This window comes from Mesorhizobium sp. P3_A8 (assembly GCF_056402995.1).
In genome coordinates, this window is record NZ_JBFUGI010000007.1 from 212,890 (window position 1) to 231,018 (window position 18,129).

An 18,129-nucleotide genomic window follows, 5' to 3' on the forward strand; every position below is an offset into this window, starting at 1 on the left:
ACGGAAAACCGCTTCACACTTTTCCTGGAATTGCATCAGAACGCCTGCCTGACCCAGGCCTCGTCGAACAGCAGCCGGTAGGCCCACGGGATCGTCACCTTGGTGGAAACCGGGTTCGAGTGGGCGAGATAGTCGTCATAGACCGGCTTCATCCTGAGGTAGAAGCTGGGATCGAGCACCATCATGCCGTTCTCTGAATCGTGGAAGAAGCTGCGGTTGTTGAGGTTGACCGAGGAGATGGCGACCAGCCTTTCGTCGATCATCATGATCTTGGAATGCAGCACCACGTCGGGCGCCTTGAACTCGCGGATATTGATGCGGTCGCCATATTTCTCGACGAACAGCTTGTTGAGCGCGGTGAGGAACTTGCCGCCAATATCGCCCTTGAGATCGATGCGGCCGACAATGTCGATCTTGACGCCGCGCGCGAGCGCCCGGTCAAAGGCCTGGGCGAGGCTGGGCGTCAGATTGAGGTAAGGGTTGACGATCTGGATATGGTGCTGGGCGGCGTCGACCAACTCGACGAAATAGTCTTCCAGCGCATGGTCGTCCTCATAGGGCACCGAGATGAAATGCCGGGCATTGCCTCGGGGGTGGCCATCGGCGCGGACCGGGATCGAGAAGGGGCGCGCCAGATTGGTGTCGGCGTCGCGCAGCCACACGGTCGATAGGTGCGCGGCAAGCGTCTCGACTGTCGTCCGGTCGGCGAACTCGATGTCGAAGTCGCTCCAGTTCGAATAGTAGTTCAGCGAAAGCCCGTCGGTCTTGCCGTATTGTTCGAGGTCCGGATAGCGCGACAGGTCGATCGGCTGGTGGAACAGGAAACCGTCATGGATGTTGCGGCCGCCGATGATGACGCGCGAACGCGTAGGGTCCTGCGCCAGTGTCGCCAGCATCTTGATGTGAAGGACCTTGTGCAATTGTGAAATCTGCTCGTCGATCGGCGCGCCATGATCGGCGCGCCAGCGATATTCCTGCAATTCGACATTGGGGAATTCGGCCGCTAGCCGGTGCAGCATGGCGTCGTCCTTTTCGCGCTCCAGCACGTCGGTGACCATGATGCGCACCTTGGTGCCCATGGCCGCATGATGGCGGATCAGCCGCTCGATGATGCGGCCGGAAAAGTCGGCCTTGAATTCCAGCGAGGACAGATAGATCAGCTTCAGCCTTGGCGCCCTGGAGAAATCGAGCGGCAGTTCCGGGTCGCCCTTGTCTATGGCCGCATCGGACAGCGGCGCGCCCACCAGCGCCTCGACCTTGGCGTTGAAGCCGTCGCGCGACTTGCGCAGCAGCCTGGGCTCGCCGATCGGCAGGGCGCAGGTCTGCGACAGCCAGCGGCTGGCGTAGAAGGCGCGCTCCAGTGAGTCGAGGCCGGCGCTGCTGGGAACCGGGCAGTGCTGGTACTGGCTATCGAAGCTGGCGAGTGCCGGATCGGCGGTCTCTTCGCGTCGGATGGTGAGCGGCGCGCCGGCCGGCGCAAGGCTGGAGCGGATTCTCGCCGTACAGCGGTTCAGGCTGTCGCTTGGAAACAGGCTGACCGTGTCGTCCTCACCCGACAGGCGAAAGCGGAATGCCGCGCCGGCGGCGATGCTGCGTGACGCTCCGCCGGTGCGGATCGCCAGAGGACCGTCGCAGCTGCCTTCGATGTCGGCCGGCTGCTTGCCCGCCTGGCGCAGGACGATCTCGGTGCTGCGTGCCTGCAGGCCGGAGAAATCGAAAATCTTGGGAGCCAAGGGCCGCGCCGCCGCATCGATGTAGAGCGTCTGCCGCGACACCCGCCAGCGGCCGTCGAAATGGCCATCGCCGCTGCCGCCATTGGCCGGCGGCAGATGCGTCTTGGCGAGCGGCCCGGCGAGTTGCTGCAGCGTCGAATAGGTCGCCTGGAAGTCGCTGTTCTGCACGTCGCGGCGGTTGCGCCCGAACGGGCCGGTGCCGTTGGCGCGATCCATGGCGCCGAGCTGGTTATGAGCAAGCAACGCCAGGAAGCGTCTTTCGTAGTCACTGGCGCCGGCATCGCCAAAAAACTGCGACGCCGCGACTTGCGGCCCGGGCGTGCTGGCCGACAGCGAGGGCCGCGTGCAGGCCTCCTGTCCAGGCAGGAGGTCGCAGGCATTGCGGCCTGCGCCGGCGCAGCCGACAAGCGCGATGAGCACCAGCCCGAACAAAGCGAGGATGATGGGTGCGCGGCCGGTCAACCTGCGGCTCCGGTCTTCATGGCGCTCAATTGCGCCGGGTCGCGCGGCGGCATGAAGCCCTGCGGAAACACCTTGCAGATGGGAATGGCGAAAGTGGCGATCAGCAGTTCCGCCTCGTCGCGCATCTTGCGGGGTGCTGACTTGTCATCGCGGATCGCCCTGGCCGAGGCGACAAGCGCACCGTCGCAGTCGCAATGATTGTGGCGGGCGATGTAGCAGGCGTCGTGGGTCTGGCAAACAGCGTCGAGCCGGTCGACGGGGCGGGCCGACAAATCGCCGGTGCGGGTGCCGGGGCCACAGTAATTGCCGATGACGAAAGGCGAGGGGCGCGCCATGGCGTAACGGATCGGCTTGGGCAATTCGGCTTCCGGCACTTTTGTCCATGGGTTAGCGCAGGCCGAGACGAAAACCAGCGGCAGGATGGCAAGAACGGCTCGCATTTTTATCCGCGCCAGCTTTCTGAACGATTTCCCCACCCGGCGGCCTCGCCGCGTGGCCGACGACCGCATGCCTGATGCCACACTGCCCGGTTTTGTGGCAAGGGAAAGGCGGCGTGTCTGGCTCGGCCGTGTTGCTGTCGCGGCGGCATATCTGCCAGGCGCCTCTGACAGCGCTTCTATTCTACAGGAAAAGGCTTCTTTCCCGCTCTACCGCCTTGGTGATGAAGCTGGCGACGATCTGGACACGGCGTAGCGGCCGGACCGATTCGTGATAGACCAGCCAGTAGGCGCGGCGGATCGGGGCGACGGCCTCAACCGGCACCAGTTCCGGCATCGAGCGGGCGACGAAGGTGTGCAGGATGCCGATGCCGGCGCCCGAGCGCACGGCTTCAGCCTGGCCAAGCGCCGAGGAGATAGCGAAGCTGGTGCGCCAGTCCGCACTGAATTCAGAGGCATAGTCGAGCGAAGGGCTGACGATCAGGTCAGGCACATAGCCGATGAGGGTGTGCTGGCCGAGTTCGGCAGCGGTTTTCGGCAGGCCATTGGCAGCGGCATAGGCACGCGAGGCGAACAGGCCGAGTGAATAGTCGACCAGCTTTCCTGCCACCAGCCGGCCCTCGGTCGGCCGCTCGACGGTGATGGCGATGTCGGCTTCGCGCCGGGACAGCGAAAAGGAGCGCGGCACCGGCACGAGCTGGATCGTCAGTTCGCGATGCAGCGCGGTCAGTTCACCGAGACGCCTGGCCAGGAAGGCGACGCCAAAACCGTCCGGCGCACCGATACGCACGGTGCCGGAGATATCGTCGCCTTCGCCCGATATGGTCGAGCGCGCGGCGATCATGTCGCCTTCCATGCGCTCGGCAATGTCGAGGAAGCGCTCGCCGGCGTGCGTCAGCTCGCTGCCCGTGGTCAGCCGGCGAAACAGTTTCGTGCGCAGCGCGTCCTCGAGTGCAGCGATGCGGCGCGAGACGGTGGCGTGATTGAGCTCCAGCCTTTTGGCGGCGCCAAGGATCTGGCCGGCGCGCGCGACGGCGAGGAAAATGCGGACGTCGTCCCAGTTCATGGGCATCCCCAGGAGATATCTTGAGACCCCCTATTTGCGAGAATTGATGCTCGCCCGTCAATCGATATCTAATTTACGCACAACGGTTGCGTTCTCCCTCGCGTTGCCATCTGCCGACCAAAGGCAGACAATGCAGCATCACAAACAAAGGGAGAGAAAATCATGATCGAATACGGTCATTTCATCGGCGGCAAGCATGTCGCCGGCACCAGCGGCCGCAAGCAGGACGTCATGCAGCCGATGGACGGCTCCGTGCGCGGCACGGTGGCGCTGGCTTCGCAGGCGGAACTGCGCGCAGCCGTCGAGAACGCCAAGGCGGCGCAGCCGAAGTGGGCCGCGACCAACCCGCAGCGCCGCGTGCGCGTGCTGATGAAATTCCTCGAACTGGTCGCCCGCGACTATGACGAACTGGCCGATATCCTGGCGCGCGAACACGGCAAGACCATCGCCGACGCCAAGGGCGACATCCAGCGCGGCCTTGAAGTGGTCGAAGTCTGCATCGGCGCGCCGCATATGATGAAGGGCGAGTTCACCGATGGTGCCGGCCCCGGCATCGACGTCTATTCGATGCGCCAGCCGCTCGGCGTGGTCGCCGGCATCACCCCGTTCAATTTCCCGGCGATGATCCCGCTGTGGAAGATCGCGCCGGCGATCGCCTGCGGCAATGCCTTCATCCTGAAGCCGTCGGAGCGTGACCCAGGCGTGCCGATGCGCATCGCCGAACTGTTCCTCGAAGCCGGCCTGCCTGCCGGCATCCTCAACGTCGTCAATGGCGACAAGGATGTGGTCGATGCGATCCTGGACGATCCCGACATCAAGGCCATCGGCTTCGTCGGCTCGACGCCGATCGCTCATTACATCTATTCGCGCGGCACCGCGGCCGGCAAGCGCGTGCAGTGCTTCGGCGGCGCCAAGAACCACATGATCATCATGCCCGATGCCGACATGGATCAGACCGTCGACGCGCTGATCGGCGCCGGCTACGGCTCGGCCGGCGAGCGCTGCATGGCGATCTCGGTGGCTGTCCCGGTCGGCAACGACACCGCCAACCGGCTGATGGAAAAGCTGATCCCGCGCGTCGAGAGCCTGAAGGTCGGCCCGTCGACGGATTCCTCGGCCGATTTCGGTCCGCTGGTGACGGCGCAGGCGCTGGAGCGCGTCAAGGGTTACGTCGATACCGGCGTCAAGGAAGGCGCCAAGCTCGTCGTCGACGGCCGCGGCTTCTCCATGCAGGGCTACGAGGACGGCTACTACATGGGCGGCTGCCTGTTCGACAATGTGACGGCGGACATGCGCATCTACAAGGAAGAGATCTTTGGGCCGGTGCTCTCGGTGGTGCGTGCGCCGACCTATGAGAGCGCGATCAAGCTCGCCAACGACCACGAAATGGGCAATGGCGTCGCCATCTTCACCCGTGACGGCGATGCCGCTCGCGACTTTGCAAGCCGTGTCCAGGTCGGCATGGTCGGCATCAACGTGCCGATCCCGGTTCCGATCGCCTATTACACCTTCGGCGGCTGGAAAGCATCGTCCTTCGGCGACCTTAACCAGCACGGCCCGGACGCCTTCCGCTTCTACACCAAGACCAAGACGGTGACCTCACGCTGGCCGTCCGGCATCAAGGACGGTGCGGAATTCGTCATCCCGACGATGAACTAGCCGGACGGTTCTTCGTTTGCGCGTCCTCGCCTTCGGCTGCGGGGCGCGCGGCGGGCATCAAGGACGGTGCGGAGTTCGTCATCCCGACGATGAACTGAGGTCTGAGTTTATCTCACAAATTGAGGGCGCGGCTTTTGTCGCGCCCTTTTTTGCGTGGCATCCGGATCCTGTCATGCGCCGATCTCCAGCCGCGTGATCCTGTTGTCGGCCAGCGTGAAGACGTAGTGGAGCGTCGCCGGACTGCCGGGGAAATTGCCCGACACGATGCCGGCGACCCGCCATGCATCGCCATTGGCCGTCGCGTCGGCGACCTCGACGGTCACCCGGTATTTGCGCGTCGTTGCCTCCATCCAGTCGCGGATGGCGGCTGATCCCTGATGCGTCTCGCCTTCGTCCCGGACCTTGGCGTCCGAAGCGAAGGGGACGAGCATACTGTCGATGTCGTGGCTGTTCTTGGCGGCAAAATAGTCCGCCAGCGGCTGGGGTAGTTCTACGGTCATGGCTTTTCTCCGATGCGGTTGCCGACGCTCGTCGAGGCCCGCGGCGCTTGTCCGGCTTCTAAAATGCGATATGCTGGTGAAGTGACAAGAACCGACGAAAAAGTAAGGTACTTACCTGAAAGTAAGGTTTGGCCCGAAAGTAAGCCCGAGATGCTCACTCCACTGTCCGCGGCGAGCGGCGTTGAGAATGTGCTGCGCCTCCTCGAGGGGCGCTGGAAGCTGGTGATCCTGTTTCACCTGTTCGGCGGCAAGGTGCTGCGCTTTTCCGACCTCGAACGGGCGATCCCGGCGATCTCGCAGAAGATGCTGATACAGCAGCTCAGGCAGATGGAGGCCGACGGCATCGTGCGGCGCATCGTGCACCATCAGGTGCCGCCGAAAGTCGAATACTGCCTGACCGATTGGGGCCAGGCATTGTGCCCGGCCCTCGACGCCCTGCTGAAATGGGCAGCACTTCGCGAACCAGCGGAAGTCTGACGCCGACCGTGCCTGCAATGCGCCGCAAAGCTCGCAAAGGTGCTTGTTTTCGGATCGGAGCCTCACCATATCGAATCCTGGGAATGCGATAGAATTCCCTGACGACAGACCGGAAACCAGAAGGAGTGACGTGATGAAGACGTCGAACCCGGCCTGGAGCGTTTCGGTATATTGAGGCTGTCCCATGTGCCTCCCCTTTGCCGGAACGCGAAGGCGAAGGAGGTGCCAAATGGCACGCAAATTTTCGTTTCGATGGATTAGGATAGCCGCGATCGGCACCGCGCTGGCGATGTCGACGCTATCGGCGCAGGCGCAGTTTATCTGCGGCGGCCATACTGACCTTGTCGCGGGACTGGCGCGAGCCTTTCAACAGAAGCAGATCGGCTACGGTTTGGTCGGCCAGGCTGCCATTGTCGAAATCTATGTTTCGGCAAGTGGGACCTGGTCGATGCTGGTGACCGATGTGCAGGGCCGAAGCTGCATTTTCGCGACCGGTGACGGGTGGGAGAGTACCGCCGTCACCGCGGCGCAAGGGATCTGATCGCCGTTCAGCGCGTCGCGGCCACCTCGGCGTGGCCGCGCAGCAGTGCCATCAGCCGCTTGGCGTCCTTGGCGGCCGCCTCCTCGTCGCCGTCGAGGATCGAGCGGATCAGCGCGACGTGGTGCTCGGCTGATTCGGCCAGGCCCGTGTCGGCCTTATAGCGAAACCAGAAGCGGCGGCTGTGGGTCTGCAACGGGGCGGCCAGCCGCGCCGCGAAGGGGTTGTCCGCGGCCATCGCCAGGGCCTCGTCGAGCGCCTTGTCGGCCTGGATGAAGGCAAGCACATTGCCCGAGATGACCGCCTTCTGCATGGCAAGGGCCGCCTCGTGAAACAGGTCGGCGGCCTCGCGGGTGACGAAGCGGGCTGCCGAACGGGCAAGCACCACCTCGACACCGCGCCGGGCGTCGAGCACGCGCAGCCAGTCGCCGGGATGCAGTGGCGCGATCGCGATGCCGGCGCGTGGCCTGACGTCGAGCAGCCCTTCCCAGGCCAGCCGCTGGATCGCCTCGCGCACCGGCGTGCGGCCGAGGTCGAGCTTTTCGATCAACGCACCCTCGGTGACGAAGCTCGCCGGCGCCAACTCCAACGTGACGATCATATGTTCGAGCACGTGGTACGCCCTGGTCGCGGCCGGCTCGGCGGATGCTCTGATGGCTTCGGTGGATATCAACGGCGGGCTCCTGATATATTTTGAATATATCATAGCAGAATCTGCGTTGACAGGTAGTTTCTTAACAGATATACGACTGATATATCAGAAGGAGCAATGACCATGTGGACTGGAGTTTTCCCCGCCGTCACGACCAAATTCACCCCCGACGATCGGCTCGACCATGCCGAGATGGAGCGCTGCTTCAACCTGCAGATGGAGGCCGGTTGCGACGGCATCATCGTCTGCGGCTCGCTCGGCGAAGGGCCGATGCTGTCGCCTGACGAGAAGATAGAAGTGCTGAAGACCGCGCAGAAAGTCGCCGGCAAGAAGCCGGTGCTGCTGACGGTCAACGAGGCGGGCACCCGAGAGGCTGCCAGCATCGCCAAGCGCGCCGCCAGGGAAGGCGCCAATGGCCTGATGGTGGTGCCGAGCCCGATCTACCACACCAACGCGGAAGAGACGGTCGCCGCACTTCGCGCGGTCGCCGAGGCCGGCGATTTGCCGGTCATGATCTACTCCAACCGGCTCGCCTATCGCGTCGACGTCACCGTCGACCAGATGGAGGAACTGGCATCGGACAAGCGCTTCGTCGCCATCAAGGAATCCTCCGACGACATCAGGCGCTCGACCGAGATCATCAACCGGCTGGGCGACCGCTACGACCTCTTCACCGGCGTCGACAATCTCGCCTTCGAGGCGCTGTCGGTCGGCGCCATCGGCTGGGTGGCCGGCCTGGTCGTCGCCTTCCCACGCGAGACCGTGGCCATCTACCAGCTGATGAAGCAGGGCCGCCGCGAGGAGGCGCTGGCCATCTACCGCTGGTTCCGGCCGCTGCTCGATCTCGATGTCTCGACCTATCTGGTCCAAAACATCAAGCTTGCCGAAGTGCTGGCGATTGATACCAATGACCGCGTGCGCATGCCGCGCCAGCCCCTGTCGGGCGAGCGCCGCAAGGCGGTGGAGAAGATCATCCGGGATGCGCTGGCGGTGCGGCCGAAGCTGCCGTCGCTCCAGGCGTCTCCTCTATCGGCGGACAGACTGGTGGCAGCCGAATAAGGGACAGCACCGACGTGCCAGGAAATTCCAAATCCCCGGAACAGGAGCAACGCTCCGCCACTGGGGCACCATCTCCCCGTTCGCGGGGGGAAGGCGAGGACATCGCCATTGTCGGCGGTGGCATCATCGGCATCTGCGCGGCGGCCTTCCTTGCCGAGGCAGGGCTGGATGTGACGGTCTTCGACCGCACCGGCATCTGCGAGGAGACGAGTTCCGGCAATGCCGCCGCCTTCGCCTTCTCCGACGTGCTGCCGCTGGCGCACAAGGGCATGATCAAGAACCTGCCGAAATGGCTGGCCGATCCGCTCGGCCCGCTCAGCATTCCACCGGCCTACCTGCCGAAGCTCGTGCCCTGGCTGATCCGCTTCTGGCGTGCCGGTGCGCCGGCGAAATACGAGGCCAGCCTCGCCGCCCAGGCAGGCATGATGAAGCTCGCCGAAACGGAATGGATGGGTCTGCTCGATCGCTCCGGCACGCGGCCGATGCTGCGCGAGGATGGCTCGCTCGAACTCTACGAGAGCGAGGCCGAGTTTCAGGCTGGGCTGTCCGGCTGGGCCGCGCGCGAGCGTTTCGGCATCGGCTTTCGCCATGTCGAGGGCGAGGACTTGGCGGGCTTGCAACCGGGACTGTCACCGCGTTTCGTCAAGGGCACCTTCGTGCCGGGCTGGAAGACGGTCGCCGATCCAAAACTGCTCGGCAAGGCGGTGTGGGCTTACGCGGAGGCCAAGGGCGCCCGCTTCGAGATGGCTCGCATCGATCGCGTCGCGGCGGACCAGGATGGCGCGACGCTGACGTTGGCCGATGGCACGACCAGGCATGCGCGGCAGCTCGTCGTCGCCGCCGGCGCCTGGTCGCACCTTTTGGCGCGGCAGCTTGGCGACCGCATTCCGCTGGAAACCGAGCGCGGCTACAACACGACCTTGCCCAAGAGCGCCTTCGACGTGAAGCGGCAGCTGATCTTTTCCGGGCATGGCTTCGTCATCACGCCGCTGGAGACGGGCCTGCGCGTCGGCGGTGCTGTCGAACTCGGCGGCATCGAGCGGCCGCCCAATTATGCCAGGTCGAAGGCGCTGCTGCAGAAGGCACAGCAATTCCTGCCGGGCCTCAATCCCTCGGGCGGGCGCGAATGGATGGGGTACAGGCCTTCGCTGCCGGATTCGGTTCCTGTCATCGGCAAAGCGTCGGGAAGCCGGCCGGTGGTCTATGCTTTCGGCCATGGCCATCTCGGCCTGACCCAGGCGGCGGCAACCGGGCGGTTGATCCGGGAAATCATCCTGGGGCAGACTCCGCCTGTTGATCTGACCCCTTTCAGTCCACAACGTTTTTGAGTTCATCGCGGTTTTGAATTTTTCGAGGAACGACATGGCCAAGAAATCCTTCTTCTGCATCGACGGCCACACGTGCGGCAATCCGGTGCGGCTGGTTGCTGGCGGCGGCCCGCTGCTTGAGGGCTCGACGATGATGGAACGGCGGGCGCATTTCCTCGCCGAATATGACTGGATCCGCACCGGCCTGATGTTCGAGCCGCGCGGCCATGACGTGATGTCGGGTTCGATCCTCTATCCGCCGACGCGCGAAGATTGCGACATTGCCATCCTGTTTATCGAAACCTCGGGCTGCCTGCCGATGTGCGGGCACGGCACCATCGGCACGGTGACGATGGCCATAGAACACGGGCTGATCAAGCCGAAGACGCCGGGTGTGCTGAGGCTCGACACGCCGGCCGGCCTGGTCATCGCCGAGTACAAACAGGTCGGCGACTATGTCGAGGAGGTGCGCATCACCAACGTGCCGTCCTTCCTCTATGCTGAAGGCCTGACGGTCGAATGTCCCGGGCTCGGCGAGATCACCGTCGACGTCGCCTATGGCGGCAATTTCTACGCCATCGTCGAGCCGCAGGCGAATTATCGCGACATGGCGGATTACTCCGCCGGCGACCTCATCGCCTGGAGCCCGGTGGTGCGCCAGAGGCTCAATGAGAAATACACTTTCGTGCATCCGGAAAACCCGGGCATCAACCGGCTTTCGCATATGCTGTGGACCGGCAAGCCGACCGTTGAGGGGGCCGATGCCCGCAACGCCGTCTTCTATGGCGACAAGGCGATCGACCGCTCACCATGCGGCACCGGCACCTCGGCGCGCATGGCGCAGCTCCATGCCAAGGGCAAGCTCAAGGCCGGCGACGCCTTCGTGCATGAATCGATCATCGGTTCGTTGTTCAAGGGCAAGGTCGAAAAAGAGGTTACCGTCGCGGGCAAGCCGGCGATCATTCCCTCGATCGGCGGCTGGGCGCGCATGACCGGACTGAACACGATCTTCATCGACGACCGTGACCCGTTCGCGCATGGTTTCGTCGTCAAGTGATATCGGCGGACCACTGATCATCGGCATCGACCGAGACCGCACGGCGAAACCAGTCGGCGAAGGTGAGCGCGGCTGATGAGGCATCCACCGACATCGTCAGAAAATAGCTCTTGTCGCGGTTGGTCGAGACATCCGACAGAACCACCAGGTCGCCGCGCTTCAGTTCGTCACGAAAGACGTCTACCGGACAAAGCGCCACGCCATGGCCGGCAATGACCGCTGTTGCGAGGATATTGAAATCGGCGAAGACGGGTCCGTTGCCGACATCCACATTGGCCAGTCCGGCCTCGGAGAACCACTCACTCCAGCCCTGCCGGTTCTCGTCATGCAACAGGTCCGCGCCGGCGATCGCCGAAGGGGTACGCAACTCCTTGCCGGCCAGATAGTGCGGGCTGCACACCGGCCGGTTGAGGCGTGAAAACAGTTTGAGGCTGGTGACGCCAGGCGTCGGATCGGCTCCGAGCGTGATCAGCACATCATTCTCATCATCTCCGAGCCTGTCCTCGGCCTTGGCATAGGCGACCCGCATGCCGATACCGGGATGGCTTGATGTAAAGTCCGGCAGGCGAGGAACCAGCCAGCGGCTGGCGATGGACGGTATGCAACCTACGGACAGTGTCGCCGATGCCGCATTGCGGCGGATACGCCGGCAGGTGGCGCCAAGCTCTGCAAGGGCGCCACTCGCCGACGCCTGCAGGATCACGCCGGCATCCGTCAGCCGTACCTTGCGTGCGTCCCGGTGGAACAGAGGCACGCCCAACCACTCTTCCAGCCGCCTGATCTGGTGGCTGATGGCCGGATGCGTGACGTGAAGCTCCTCGGCGGCCGCCGAAAAGCTCAGGCGACGGGCGGCGGCCTCGAAAGCGCGGATGGCATTCAACGGGATATAGTCCATCTGTAAAATTTACTAACACATGAGGTGAGAAGCAATCATTTGAATGTCCGCACCCATTGCGCCACTCCTGCATCCATTCCGCCGGCCCCATCGACATTATTGGCGCGGCCACGACCCGCAGGGAAACAAAGCATGTTCACCAGACAATTGGCTGATGTAGAAAAATCTGACTTCTTCGTGGATTGGGGCAATGGCACCAGCCACCGCCTGCTGACACAGCAGGATGGCATGGGGTTCACCGTCTGCCACACCGTCGTGCGCGCCGGCAGCGAATCGCGCCTCCACTACCGCAGGCATTTCGAGGCTTGCTACTGCATCGCCGGTGCTGGTGAGGTGGAAGACATGTCCGGTTCGGTGCATCGCATCGAGCCCGGCACGATCTATGTGCTCGACGACCATGACGAGCATTATCTGCGTGCCGACGCTGCAAGCGACATGATCCTGGTCAGTGTCTTCAACCCTCCCCTTCATGGCACGGAGCGGCATGCGCTGAGCGGGGACGGTGGCTCAGCGTACTGATCCGGCGCAAGGCAATCGTTCCTCGATCGGTAGCTGGACAAGTACAAGCGCATTGAATGGTATCGTCGACGACGACCGCGACCCGCTCAGACATGGTTTGTGGTCAAGCAGGAAGAATCCTGACCCTGCGGAAAGGAGTGTGGCGAAAAAACGAACCGTGTCAGGAACGCAACGATTCCTCTTATCACCTAATTTTGACGGCGATTTCTTCGAAACGGGGCGCATGATACGGCCGAATCGTCAAAGACATTGCGTTATGCCAATGGTAGGGTCCGCGATAGTCCAGGGGTCGGATGGGAGAAAACGGGCAATCGGACGGCGTGCCGACAAAACACGCATGACGATTGAAAAATGACGTTGCAATCCGGGCTCGAAACTTTACGACTAGGGGAAATACGAAAAGGAATGCGTCTGCATGGGCGACATTCCAGGGGAGCCATGTACACATGCAGTACTTTGTCCAGCAGCTTATCAACGGGCTGACGCTGGGATCGATCTATGGGCTGATCGCGATCGGCTACACGATGGTCTACGGCATCATCGGCATGATCAACTTCGCCCATGGCGATATCTTCATGGTGGGCGCCTTCACGGCGCTGATCGTCTTCCTCGTCCTCGGCGCTCTGTTCTATTCGGTGCCCGTGGTCGTAGCACTCCTGGTCATGATGATCGTAGCGATGCTGCTGACCAGCCTCTACAACTGGACGATCGAGAAGGTGGCCTACCGGCCGCTGCGCGGCTCGTTCCGGCTGGCGCCGCTGATCACCGCCATCGGCATGTCGATCGCGCTGTCGAACTTCGTTCAGGTGACGCAAGGGCCGCGCAACAAGCCGATCCCGCCAATGGTGTCGAAAGTCTACGACATCGGCGGCATCAGCGTGTCGCTGAAGCAGATTATCATCGTCGTCGTCACCGCGCTGCTGCTGGCGCTGTTCTGGTACTTGGTCAACAAGACATCGCTTGGCCGCGCCCAGCGCGCCTGTGAACAGGATCGCAAGATGGCGGCGCTGCTCGGCATCGATGTCGACCGCACCATCTCGATCACCTTCATCATGGGTGCTGCCCTTGCCGCCGTCGCCGGCACGCTGTTCCTGATGTACTACGGCGTCATCGCCTTCTCCGACGGCTTCACGCCGGGTGTGAAAGCGTTCACCGCCGCGGTGCTCGGCGGCATCGGTTCGCTGCCGGGCGCGGTGCTCGGCGGGCTGATGATCGGCTTCATCGAAAGCATGTGGTCGGCCTATTTCTCGATCGACTACAAGGACGTCGCGGCGTTCTCGATCCTGGCCATCGTGCTGATCTTCCTACCTTCCGGCATTCTGGGCCGGCCAGAAGTCGAAAAGGTCTGAGATCATGGCCGTCACCGTATCTCCGGAGAGCGACACCGTCGCCACCCCCGTGCAGCGCGCGTTCAAGGAAGCGCTCTATGCCGGCGCCATATCGCTTGGCCTGTTCGTGCTGTTCATCGGCCTGAAAACCGGTCAGAACATTTCCAATGAACTGGTCGTGACGACGCGCTGGGGCCTGCTTGCCGCCGTGGTGATCGCCACGGCCGTCGGGCGCTTCCTCTATGTCGCCTATGGCCAACCCTTCATGGCCAGCCAGAAGATAACCAATGTCGCCACCGGCCTGTTGCCGGCCAGCGTGGCGTCACGGTTCTTCCAGTTGCCGTGGTTCATCGCGGCTGTTGTCGCGGCGGTGCTGCTGTTCGTGTTGAACAGCTCTCTCGCCGGGTGGGTGGGAGAAGAACCGGCCGGCTATCTGCAATTCCTGCGCGCCCTGGCGATCATCTATGTGCTGGCTTGCGTGATCTACTACTTCCGCGCCTTCATCCATGCCAACTTCACCAAATTGGGCATCACGGCGCTGGTGCTGTACCCGATCCTCGTGGTCGCGGTGCTGTCGCTGAACGCCTGGTCGATCACTGGCGGGCTGCAGGGTTCGCTGAAATGGGTCGATAATTTCGGCATCCAGATCCTGATCTATGTGATGCTGGCCTGGGGCCTGAACATCGTCGTCGGCCTCGCCGGCCTGCTCGACCTCGGCTACGTCGCCTTCTATGCACTTGGCGCCTATGCGTATGCGCTTCTCGCCACGCATTTCGGCCTGTCGTTCTGGATCCTGTTGCCGGCAGCCGGCGCCATGGCGGCGCTGTGGGGCGTGCTGCTCGGCTTCCCGGTGCTGCGCCTGCGTGGCGACTATCTGGCGATCGTAACGCTGGCTTTCGGTGAGATCATCCGCCTGGTGCTGATCAACTGGCGCGAGGTCACCAACGGATCGGCCGGCATTTCCGGCATTCCCAAGGTCAGCTTCTTCGGCCTGATGTCGTTCAACGTGTCGGACCCCAACTACATCGCCAAGGTTCTGCACATCGCCCAGTCAGGCGCCTACTACAAGATTTTCCTCTACTACCTGATCCTGGGCCTGTGCCTGCTCACCGCCTTCGTCACCATCAGGCTGCGCCGTCTGCCGGTCGGCCGCGCGTGGGAAGCGTTGCGTGAGGACGAGATCGCGTGCCGCTCGCTCGGCATCAACACGACGACAACCAAGCTGACCGCCTTTGCCACAGGTGCCATGTTCGGCGGCTTCGCCGGCTCGTTCTTCGCCGCGCGGCAAGGCTTCGTCAGCCCGGAATCCTTCGTCTTCCTGGAATCGGCCATCATCCTGGCCATCGTCGTTCTCGGCGGCATGGGCTCGCTGGTCGGCATCGCGGTGGCGGCACTGGTGATGATCGGCGGCACCGAGGCGCTGCGCGAGCTCGACTTCCTCAAGCAGATCTTCGGGCCTGACTTCACCCCGGAACTCTACCGCATGCTGCTGTTCGGCATGGCCATGGTCATCGTCATGCTGTGGAAGCCGCGCGGCTTCGTCGGCAGTCGTGAACCGACGGCCTTCCTCAAGGAGCGAAGGGCTGTCTCCAGCTCCTTCACCAAGGAGGGTCACGGCTGATGAACGCGAACCCGATCCAGAAGAGCAATCCGGGCATGAACGACGCCATCCTGCAGGTCGAACATCTGTCGATGAAGTTCGGCGGCCTGATCGCCATCGGCGACCTGTCCTTCGCTGCCAGGCGCGGCGAGATCACGGCGCTGATCGGCCCCAACGGCGCCGGCAAGACCACCGTGTTCAATTGCATCACCGGCTTTTACAAGCCGTCTGAAGGCATGATCACCCTCAACCGGGCCGATGGGTCGAGCTTCCTGCTCGAGCGGCTGCCCAACCACGAGATTCCGGCGCGCGCCAAGGTGGCGCGTACCTTCCAGAACATTCGCCTGTTCTCGGGCATGACACTGCTGGAGAACCTTTTGGTTGCCCAGCACAACAAGCTGATGAAGGCGTCGGGCTATACGATCCTTGGCCTGTTCGGTTTCAGCGGCTACCGCAAGGCCTCGGCCGAATCGATCGATCTGGCCAGGCACTGGCTGGAGAAGGCCGATCTTGTCGACCGCGCCGACGATCCGGCCGGTGACTTGCCCTATGGCGCGCAGCGGCGTCTCGAGATCGCACGTGCCATGTGCACGGGCCCGGAGCTTCTGTGCCTGGACGAGCCGGCAGCCGGCCTCAATCCAAAGGAATCGGCGGCGCTCAACGAACTGCTGATCGACATCAAGAACACATCAGGCACCTCGATCCTGCTGATCGAACATGACATGTCCGTGGTCATGCAGATCTCCGACCATGTCGTGGTGCTGGAATATGGCCGCAAGATCTCGGACGGCAGTCCGCAATCGGTGCGTACCGATCCGCGCGTCATCGCCGCCTATCTCGGCGTCGACGACGAGGAGGTCGAGCAGGTCCTCACCGAGGTCGGCGACGAGGACGTCATCGAGCAGCTCGATACGGGTCCTGATGCCGCGCATGGCCCTGGGACATCGTCATCGTATCTCGCCGGGCCGGTAACAGACACGGTCGGTCACAGTTCGGGAGAGCGGGTTACCGTTGCGAAGGGCGCTTCAAACGCCGAACAGGTCGATGCCAAGTCGCTCGCCGAGGCAAACAAGGCGGCCGCGCTGACGGCGGCATCGGCTGCAAAGCCCGCTCCTGTAGCGAAAGCAAAGCCTGCTCCGAAACCGGCGTCAAAGGCGGCAACCGGGACGGCGGTGAAGTCGACTGCGGCGCCTGCACCGGCCAAACCGGCAGCCAAGGCTCCAGTGGCCAAGGTTCCAGTGGCTAAGGTTCCAGTGGCTAAGTCTGCTGCGGGCAAGGCTGAGGGAATCTCCAACAGGCTGGCGGCGCCCCGCGGTGGCAAGGCCGACAATCTGACCCGCATCAAGGGCATCGGTACGGTCAACGAGAAGAAGCTCAACGATCACGGCATCTTCCACTTCGACCAGATCGGCGCCTGGAAAAAGGCCGATGTCGAGGCTGCCGAAGCTTACCTGGCCTTCGATGGTCGCATCGCGCGTGAAGAGTGGGTCAAGCAGGCCAAGCTGCTCGGCCAGGGCAAGGACACGGAATTCGCGCGCCGCGTCGATGCCGGCAAGGTGGCGACCAGCCATGCTTCCGCAAAGACCGCCAGCACGACCAAACCTGTGTCGGGCAAACCTGTGTCGGGCAAGCGTGGAGGGGGCAAATAATGGCCGGGACAACGCTGCTCGATATCAAGGGCGTACAGACCTACTACGGCAACATCCGGGCGCTGAACGGCGTCGACGTCACCGTCAATGAGGGTGAGATCGTGGCGCTGATCGGCGCCAACGGCGCCGGCAAGTCGACGCTGATGATGACCATTTTCGGGGCACCGCGCGCCCGCGCGGGAAGCATCACCTTCGCCGGCACCGACATCACCCAGATGCCGACGCACGAGATCGCCCGCATGCGCATTGCCCAGTCGCCGGAAGGTCGCCGTATCTTCCCGCGCATGACGGTGATGGAAAACCTGCAGATGGGCGCCAGCCTCGACAACCTCAAGCACTATGACGAGGACGTCGAGAAAGTGTTCACGCTGTTCCCGCGTCTCAAGGAGCGCATCGCCCAGCGCGGCGGCACGCTCTCTGGCGGCGAGCAGCAGATGCTGTCGATCGGACGCGCGCTGATGGCGCGGCCAAAGCTGCTTTTGCTCGACGAGCCGTCGCTGGGTCTGGCGCCGCTGATCGTCAAGCAGATCTTCGATGCCATCCGCGAGTTGAACCGCACGCAGGGGCTGACCGTGTTCCTGGTCGAGCAGAACGCCTTTGGTGCGTTGAAACTCGCGACGCGCGGCTATGTCATGGTCAACGGCAATGTGACGATGAGCGGCACCGGCAAGGAACTGCTCGCCAATCCCGAAGTGCGCGCCGCCTATCTCGAAGGCGGACACCACTGAGTTCGGAGCGGAATGTGTGGAACGGGTATTCCGCTCCAGGTTGTTTGTTTGTCGCATGACCTCTGTCCGAAAAGTCTGCAACTTTTCGGGATCATGCTAAGGAGACTTCATCATGCAGGGCATTCTCTATGAGGAACCCTCGATCTGGCAGTTCTTCTTCGTCACCTGCCTGCTTGGCGGCTGGGCGGCCTGGATGACGGGCAAGGCCAGCGCCCAGACCTGGCGCAGCTTTCCGCAGCTGTTCGCCTATATGCTGGGTCTCGGCATCGGCATCCGGTTCATTCATCACGCGCTGTTCGGCGGCACGATGTTCTCGCTGCACTACTACATCGTCGACACCATCGTGCTGATGATACTGGGCTTCGTCGGCTATCAATACACACGAACAAACCAGATGGTCACACAGTATAACTGGCTCTACGAAAGAGCTTCAGTCTTGAGCTGGAAACCCAAAGGTTGACGT

At 63.0% G+C, this 18,129-nt stretch carries 18 protein-coding genes; 12 read left to right on the plus strand and 6 right to left on the minus strand.

Annotated elements, in window-relative coordinates:
- Positions 1-35: 35 nt before the first annotated feature.
- The 3 genes from AC1DX4_RS18450 to AC1DX4_RS18460 form a co-directional block, all read right to left on the minus strand.
- A complete protein-coding gene (locus AC1DX4_RS18450) occupies positions 36-2,195 on the minus strand; it encodes a phospholipase D-like domain-containing protein (RefSeq protein ID WP_477221651.1) in 2,160 nt (719 codons plus the stop codon).
- Positions 2,192-2,635, minus strand: a complete 444-nt coding sequence (locus tag AC1DX4_RS18455; protein ID WP_477221652.1) for a hypothetical protein — start codon at positions 2,633-2,635, stop codon at positions 2,192-2,194. The genes AC1DX4_RS18450 and AC1DX4_RS18455 overlap by 4 nt, the downstream gene beginning before the upstream one ends.
- A 181-nt stretch (positions 2,636-2,816) precedes the next feature.
- Complete coding sequence (locus AC1DX4_RS18460; protein ID WP_477221653.1) at positions 2,817-3,698, minus strand: LysR family transcriptional regulator; 882 nt, start codon at positions 3,696-3,698, stop codon at positions 2,817-2,819.
- A 162-nt stretch (positions 3,699-3,860) separates the two neighbouring features.
- Here AC1DX4_RS18460 and AC1DX4_RS18465 point away from each other — a divergent pair, with 162 nt between their 5' ends.
- The gene (locus tag AC1DX4_RS18465) at positions 3,861-5,357 is read left to right on the plus strand and encodes a CoA-acylating methylmalonate-semialdehyde dehydrogenase (protein ID WP_027043084.1); all 1,497 of its coding nucleotides are present in this window, start codon (positions 3,861-3,863) and stop codon (positions 5,355-5,357) included.
- 170 nt (positions 5,358-5,527) lie between these two features.
- Here AC1DX4_RS18465 and AC1DX4_RS18470 read toward each other — a convergent pair whose 3' ends face one another.
- Entirely contained in the window at positions 5,528-5,857 is a 330-nt protein-coding gene (locus AC1DX4_RS18470) for a nuclear transport factor 2 family protein (RefSeq protein ID WP_477221654.1), read from the minus strand.
- An 81-nt stretch (positions 5,858-5,938) separates the two neighbouring features.
- Between AC1DX4_RS18470 and AC1DX4_RS18475 the strand changes: the two genes are divergently transcribed.
- Both AC1DX4_RS18475 and AC1DX4_RS18480 read left to right on the plus strand, forming a co-directional pair.
- Positions 5,939-6,334: a winged helix-turn-helix transcriptional regulator gene (locus tag AC1DX4_RS18475; protein ID WP_477221817.1), complete on the plus strand. Its 396-nt coding sequence runs from the start codon at positions 5,939-5,941 to the stop codon at positions 6,332-6,334.
- Between the two features lie 229 nt (positions 6,335-6,563).
- Positions 6,564-6,875: a hypothetical protein gene (locus AC1DX4_RS18480; RefSeq protein WP_477221655.1), complete on the plus strand. Its 312-nt coding sequence runs from the start codon at positions 6,564-6,566 to the stop codon at positions 6,873-6,875.
- Positions 6,876-6,882: 7 nt separating this feature from the next.
- Here the strand turns inward: AC1DX4_RS18480 and AC1DX4_RS18485 are convergent, their stop codons facing one another.
- Positions 6,883-7,578 (minus strand): GntR family transcriptional regulator, encoded by a 696-nt coding sequence (locus tag AC1DX4_RS18485; RefSeq protein WP_477221656.1) that lies wholly within the window; start codon positions 7,576-7,578, stop codon positions 6,883-6,885.
- 69 nt (positions 7,579-7,647) lie between these two features.
- Here AC1DX4_RS18485 and AC1DX4_RS18490 point away from each other — a divergent pair, with 69 nt between their 5' ends.
- The 3 genes from AC1DX4_RS18490 to AC1DX4_RS18500 are packed head-to-tail and all read left to right on the plus strand — an operon-like array spanning position 7,648 to position 10,947.
- Positions 7,648-8,583: a dihydrodipicolinate synthase family protein gene (locus AC1DX4_RS18490; RefSeq protein ID WP_477221657.1), complete on the plus strand. Its 936-nt coding sequence runs from the start codon at positions 7,648-7,650 to the stop codon at positions 8,581-8,583.
- Between the two features lie 14 nt (positions 8,584-8,597).
- Positions 8,598-9,911 (plus strand): NAD(P)/FAD-dependent oxidoreductase, encoded by a 1,314-nt coding sequence (locus tag AC1DX4_RS18495; protein WP_477221658.1) that lies wholly within the window; start codon positions 8,598-8,600, stop codon positions 9,909-9,911.
- 34 nt (positions 9,912-9,945) lie between these two features.
- The gene (locus AC1DX4_RS18500) at positions 9,946-10,947 is read left to right on the plus strand and encodes a 4-hydroxyproline epimerase (protein ID WP_477221659.1); all 1,002 of its coding nucleotides are present in this window, start codon (positions 9,946-9,948) and stop codon (positions 10,945-10,947) included.
- On the opposite strand, the gene AC1DX4_RS18505 is transcribed toward AC1DX4_RS18500, so the two are convergent.
- Positions 10,940-11,842 (minus strand): LysR substrate-binding domain-containing protein, encoded by a 903-nt coding sequence (locus tag AC1DX4_RS18505; protein WP_477221660.1) that lies wholly within the window; start codon positions 11,840-11,842, stop codon positions 10,940-10,942. The two genes, AC1DX4_RS18500 and AC1DX4_RS18505, sit on opposite strands and share 8 nt — an antisense overlap.
- A 132-nt stretch (positions 11,843-11,974) precedes the next feature.
- Between AC1DX4_RS18505 and AC1DX4_RS18510 the strand changes: the two genes are divergently transcribed.
- From AC1DX4_RS18510 to AC1DX4_RS18535, 6 genes are all read left to right on the plus strand, one after another.
- The gene (locus AC1DX4_RS18510) at positions 11,975-12,361 is read left to right on the plus strand and encodes an ectoine synthase (RefSeq protein WP_477221661.1); all 387 of its coding nucleotides are present in this window, start codon (positions 11,975-11,977) and stop codon (positions 12,359-12,361) included.
- 446 nt (positions 12,362-12,807) lie between these two features.
- Positions 12,808-13,710, plus strand: a complete 903-nt coding sequence (locus AC1DX4_RS18515; RefSeq protein WP_172222691.1) for a branched-chain amino acid ABC transporter permease — start codon at positions 12,808-12,810, stop codon at positions 13,708-13,710.
- A 4-nt stretch (positions 13,711-13,714) separates the two neighbouring features.
- A complete protein-coding gene (gene livM / locus AC1DX4_RS18520; RefSeq protein ID WP_477221662.1) occupies positions 13,715-15,310 on the plus strand; it encodes a high-affinity branched-chain amino acid ABC transporter permease LivM in 1,596 nt (531 codons plus the stop codon).
- Positions 15,310-16,938: an ATP-binding cassette domain-containing protein gene (locus AC1DX4_RS18525; protein WP_477221663.1), complete on the plus strand. Its 1,629-nt coding sequence runs from the start codon at positions 15,310-15,312 to the stop codon at positions 16,936-16,938. The genes livM and AC1DX4_RS18525 overlap by 1 nt, the downstream gene beginning before the upstream one ends.
- Positions 16,938-17,666: an ABC transporter ATP-binding protein gene (locus AC1DX4_RS18530; protein ID WP_172222696.1), complete on the plus strand. Its 729-nt coding sequence runs from the start codon at positions 16,938-16,940 to the stop codon at positions 17,664-17,666. The genes AC1DX4_RS18525 and AC1DX4_RS18530 overlap by 1 nt, the downstream gene beginning before the upstream one ends.
- 112 nt (positions 17,667-17,778) lie before the next feature.
- Positions 17,779-18,126, plus strand: coding sequence for a DUF6867 family protein (locus AC1DX4_RS18535; protein WP_477221664.1), 348 nt, complete (start codon positions 17,779-17,781; stop codon positions 18,124-18,126).
- Positions 18,127-18,129 lie beyond the last annotated feature (3 nt).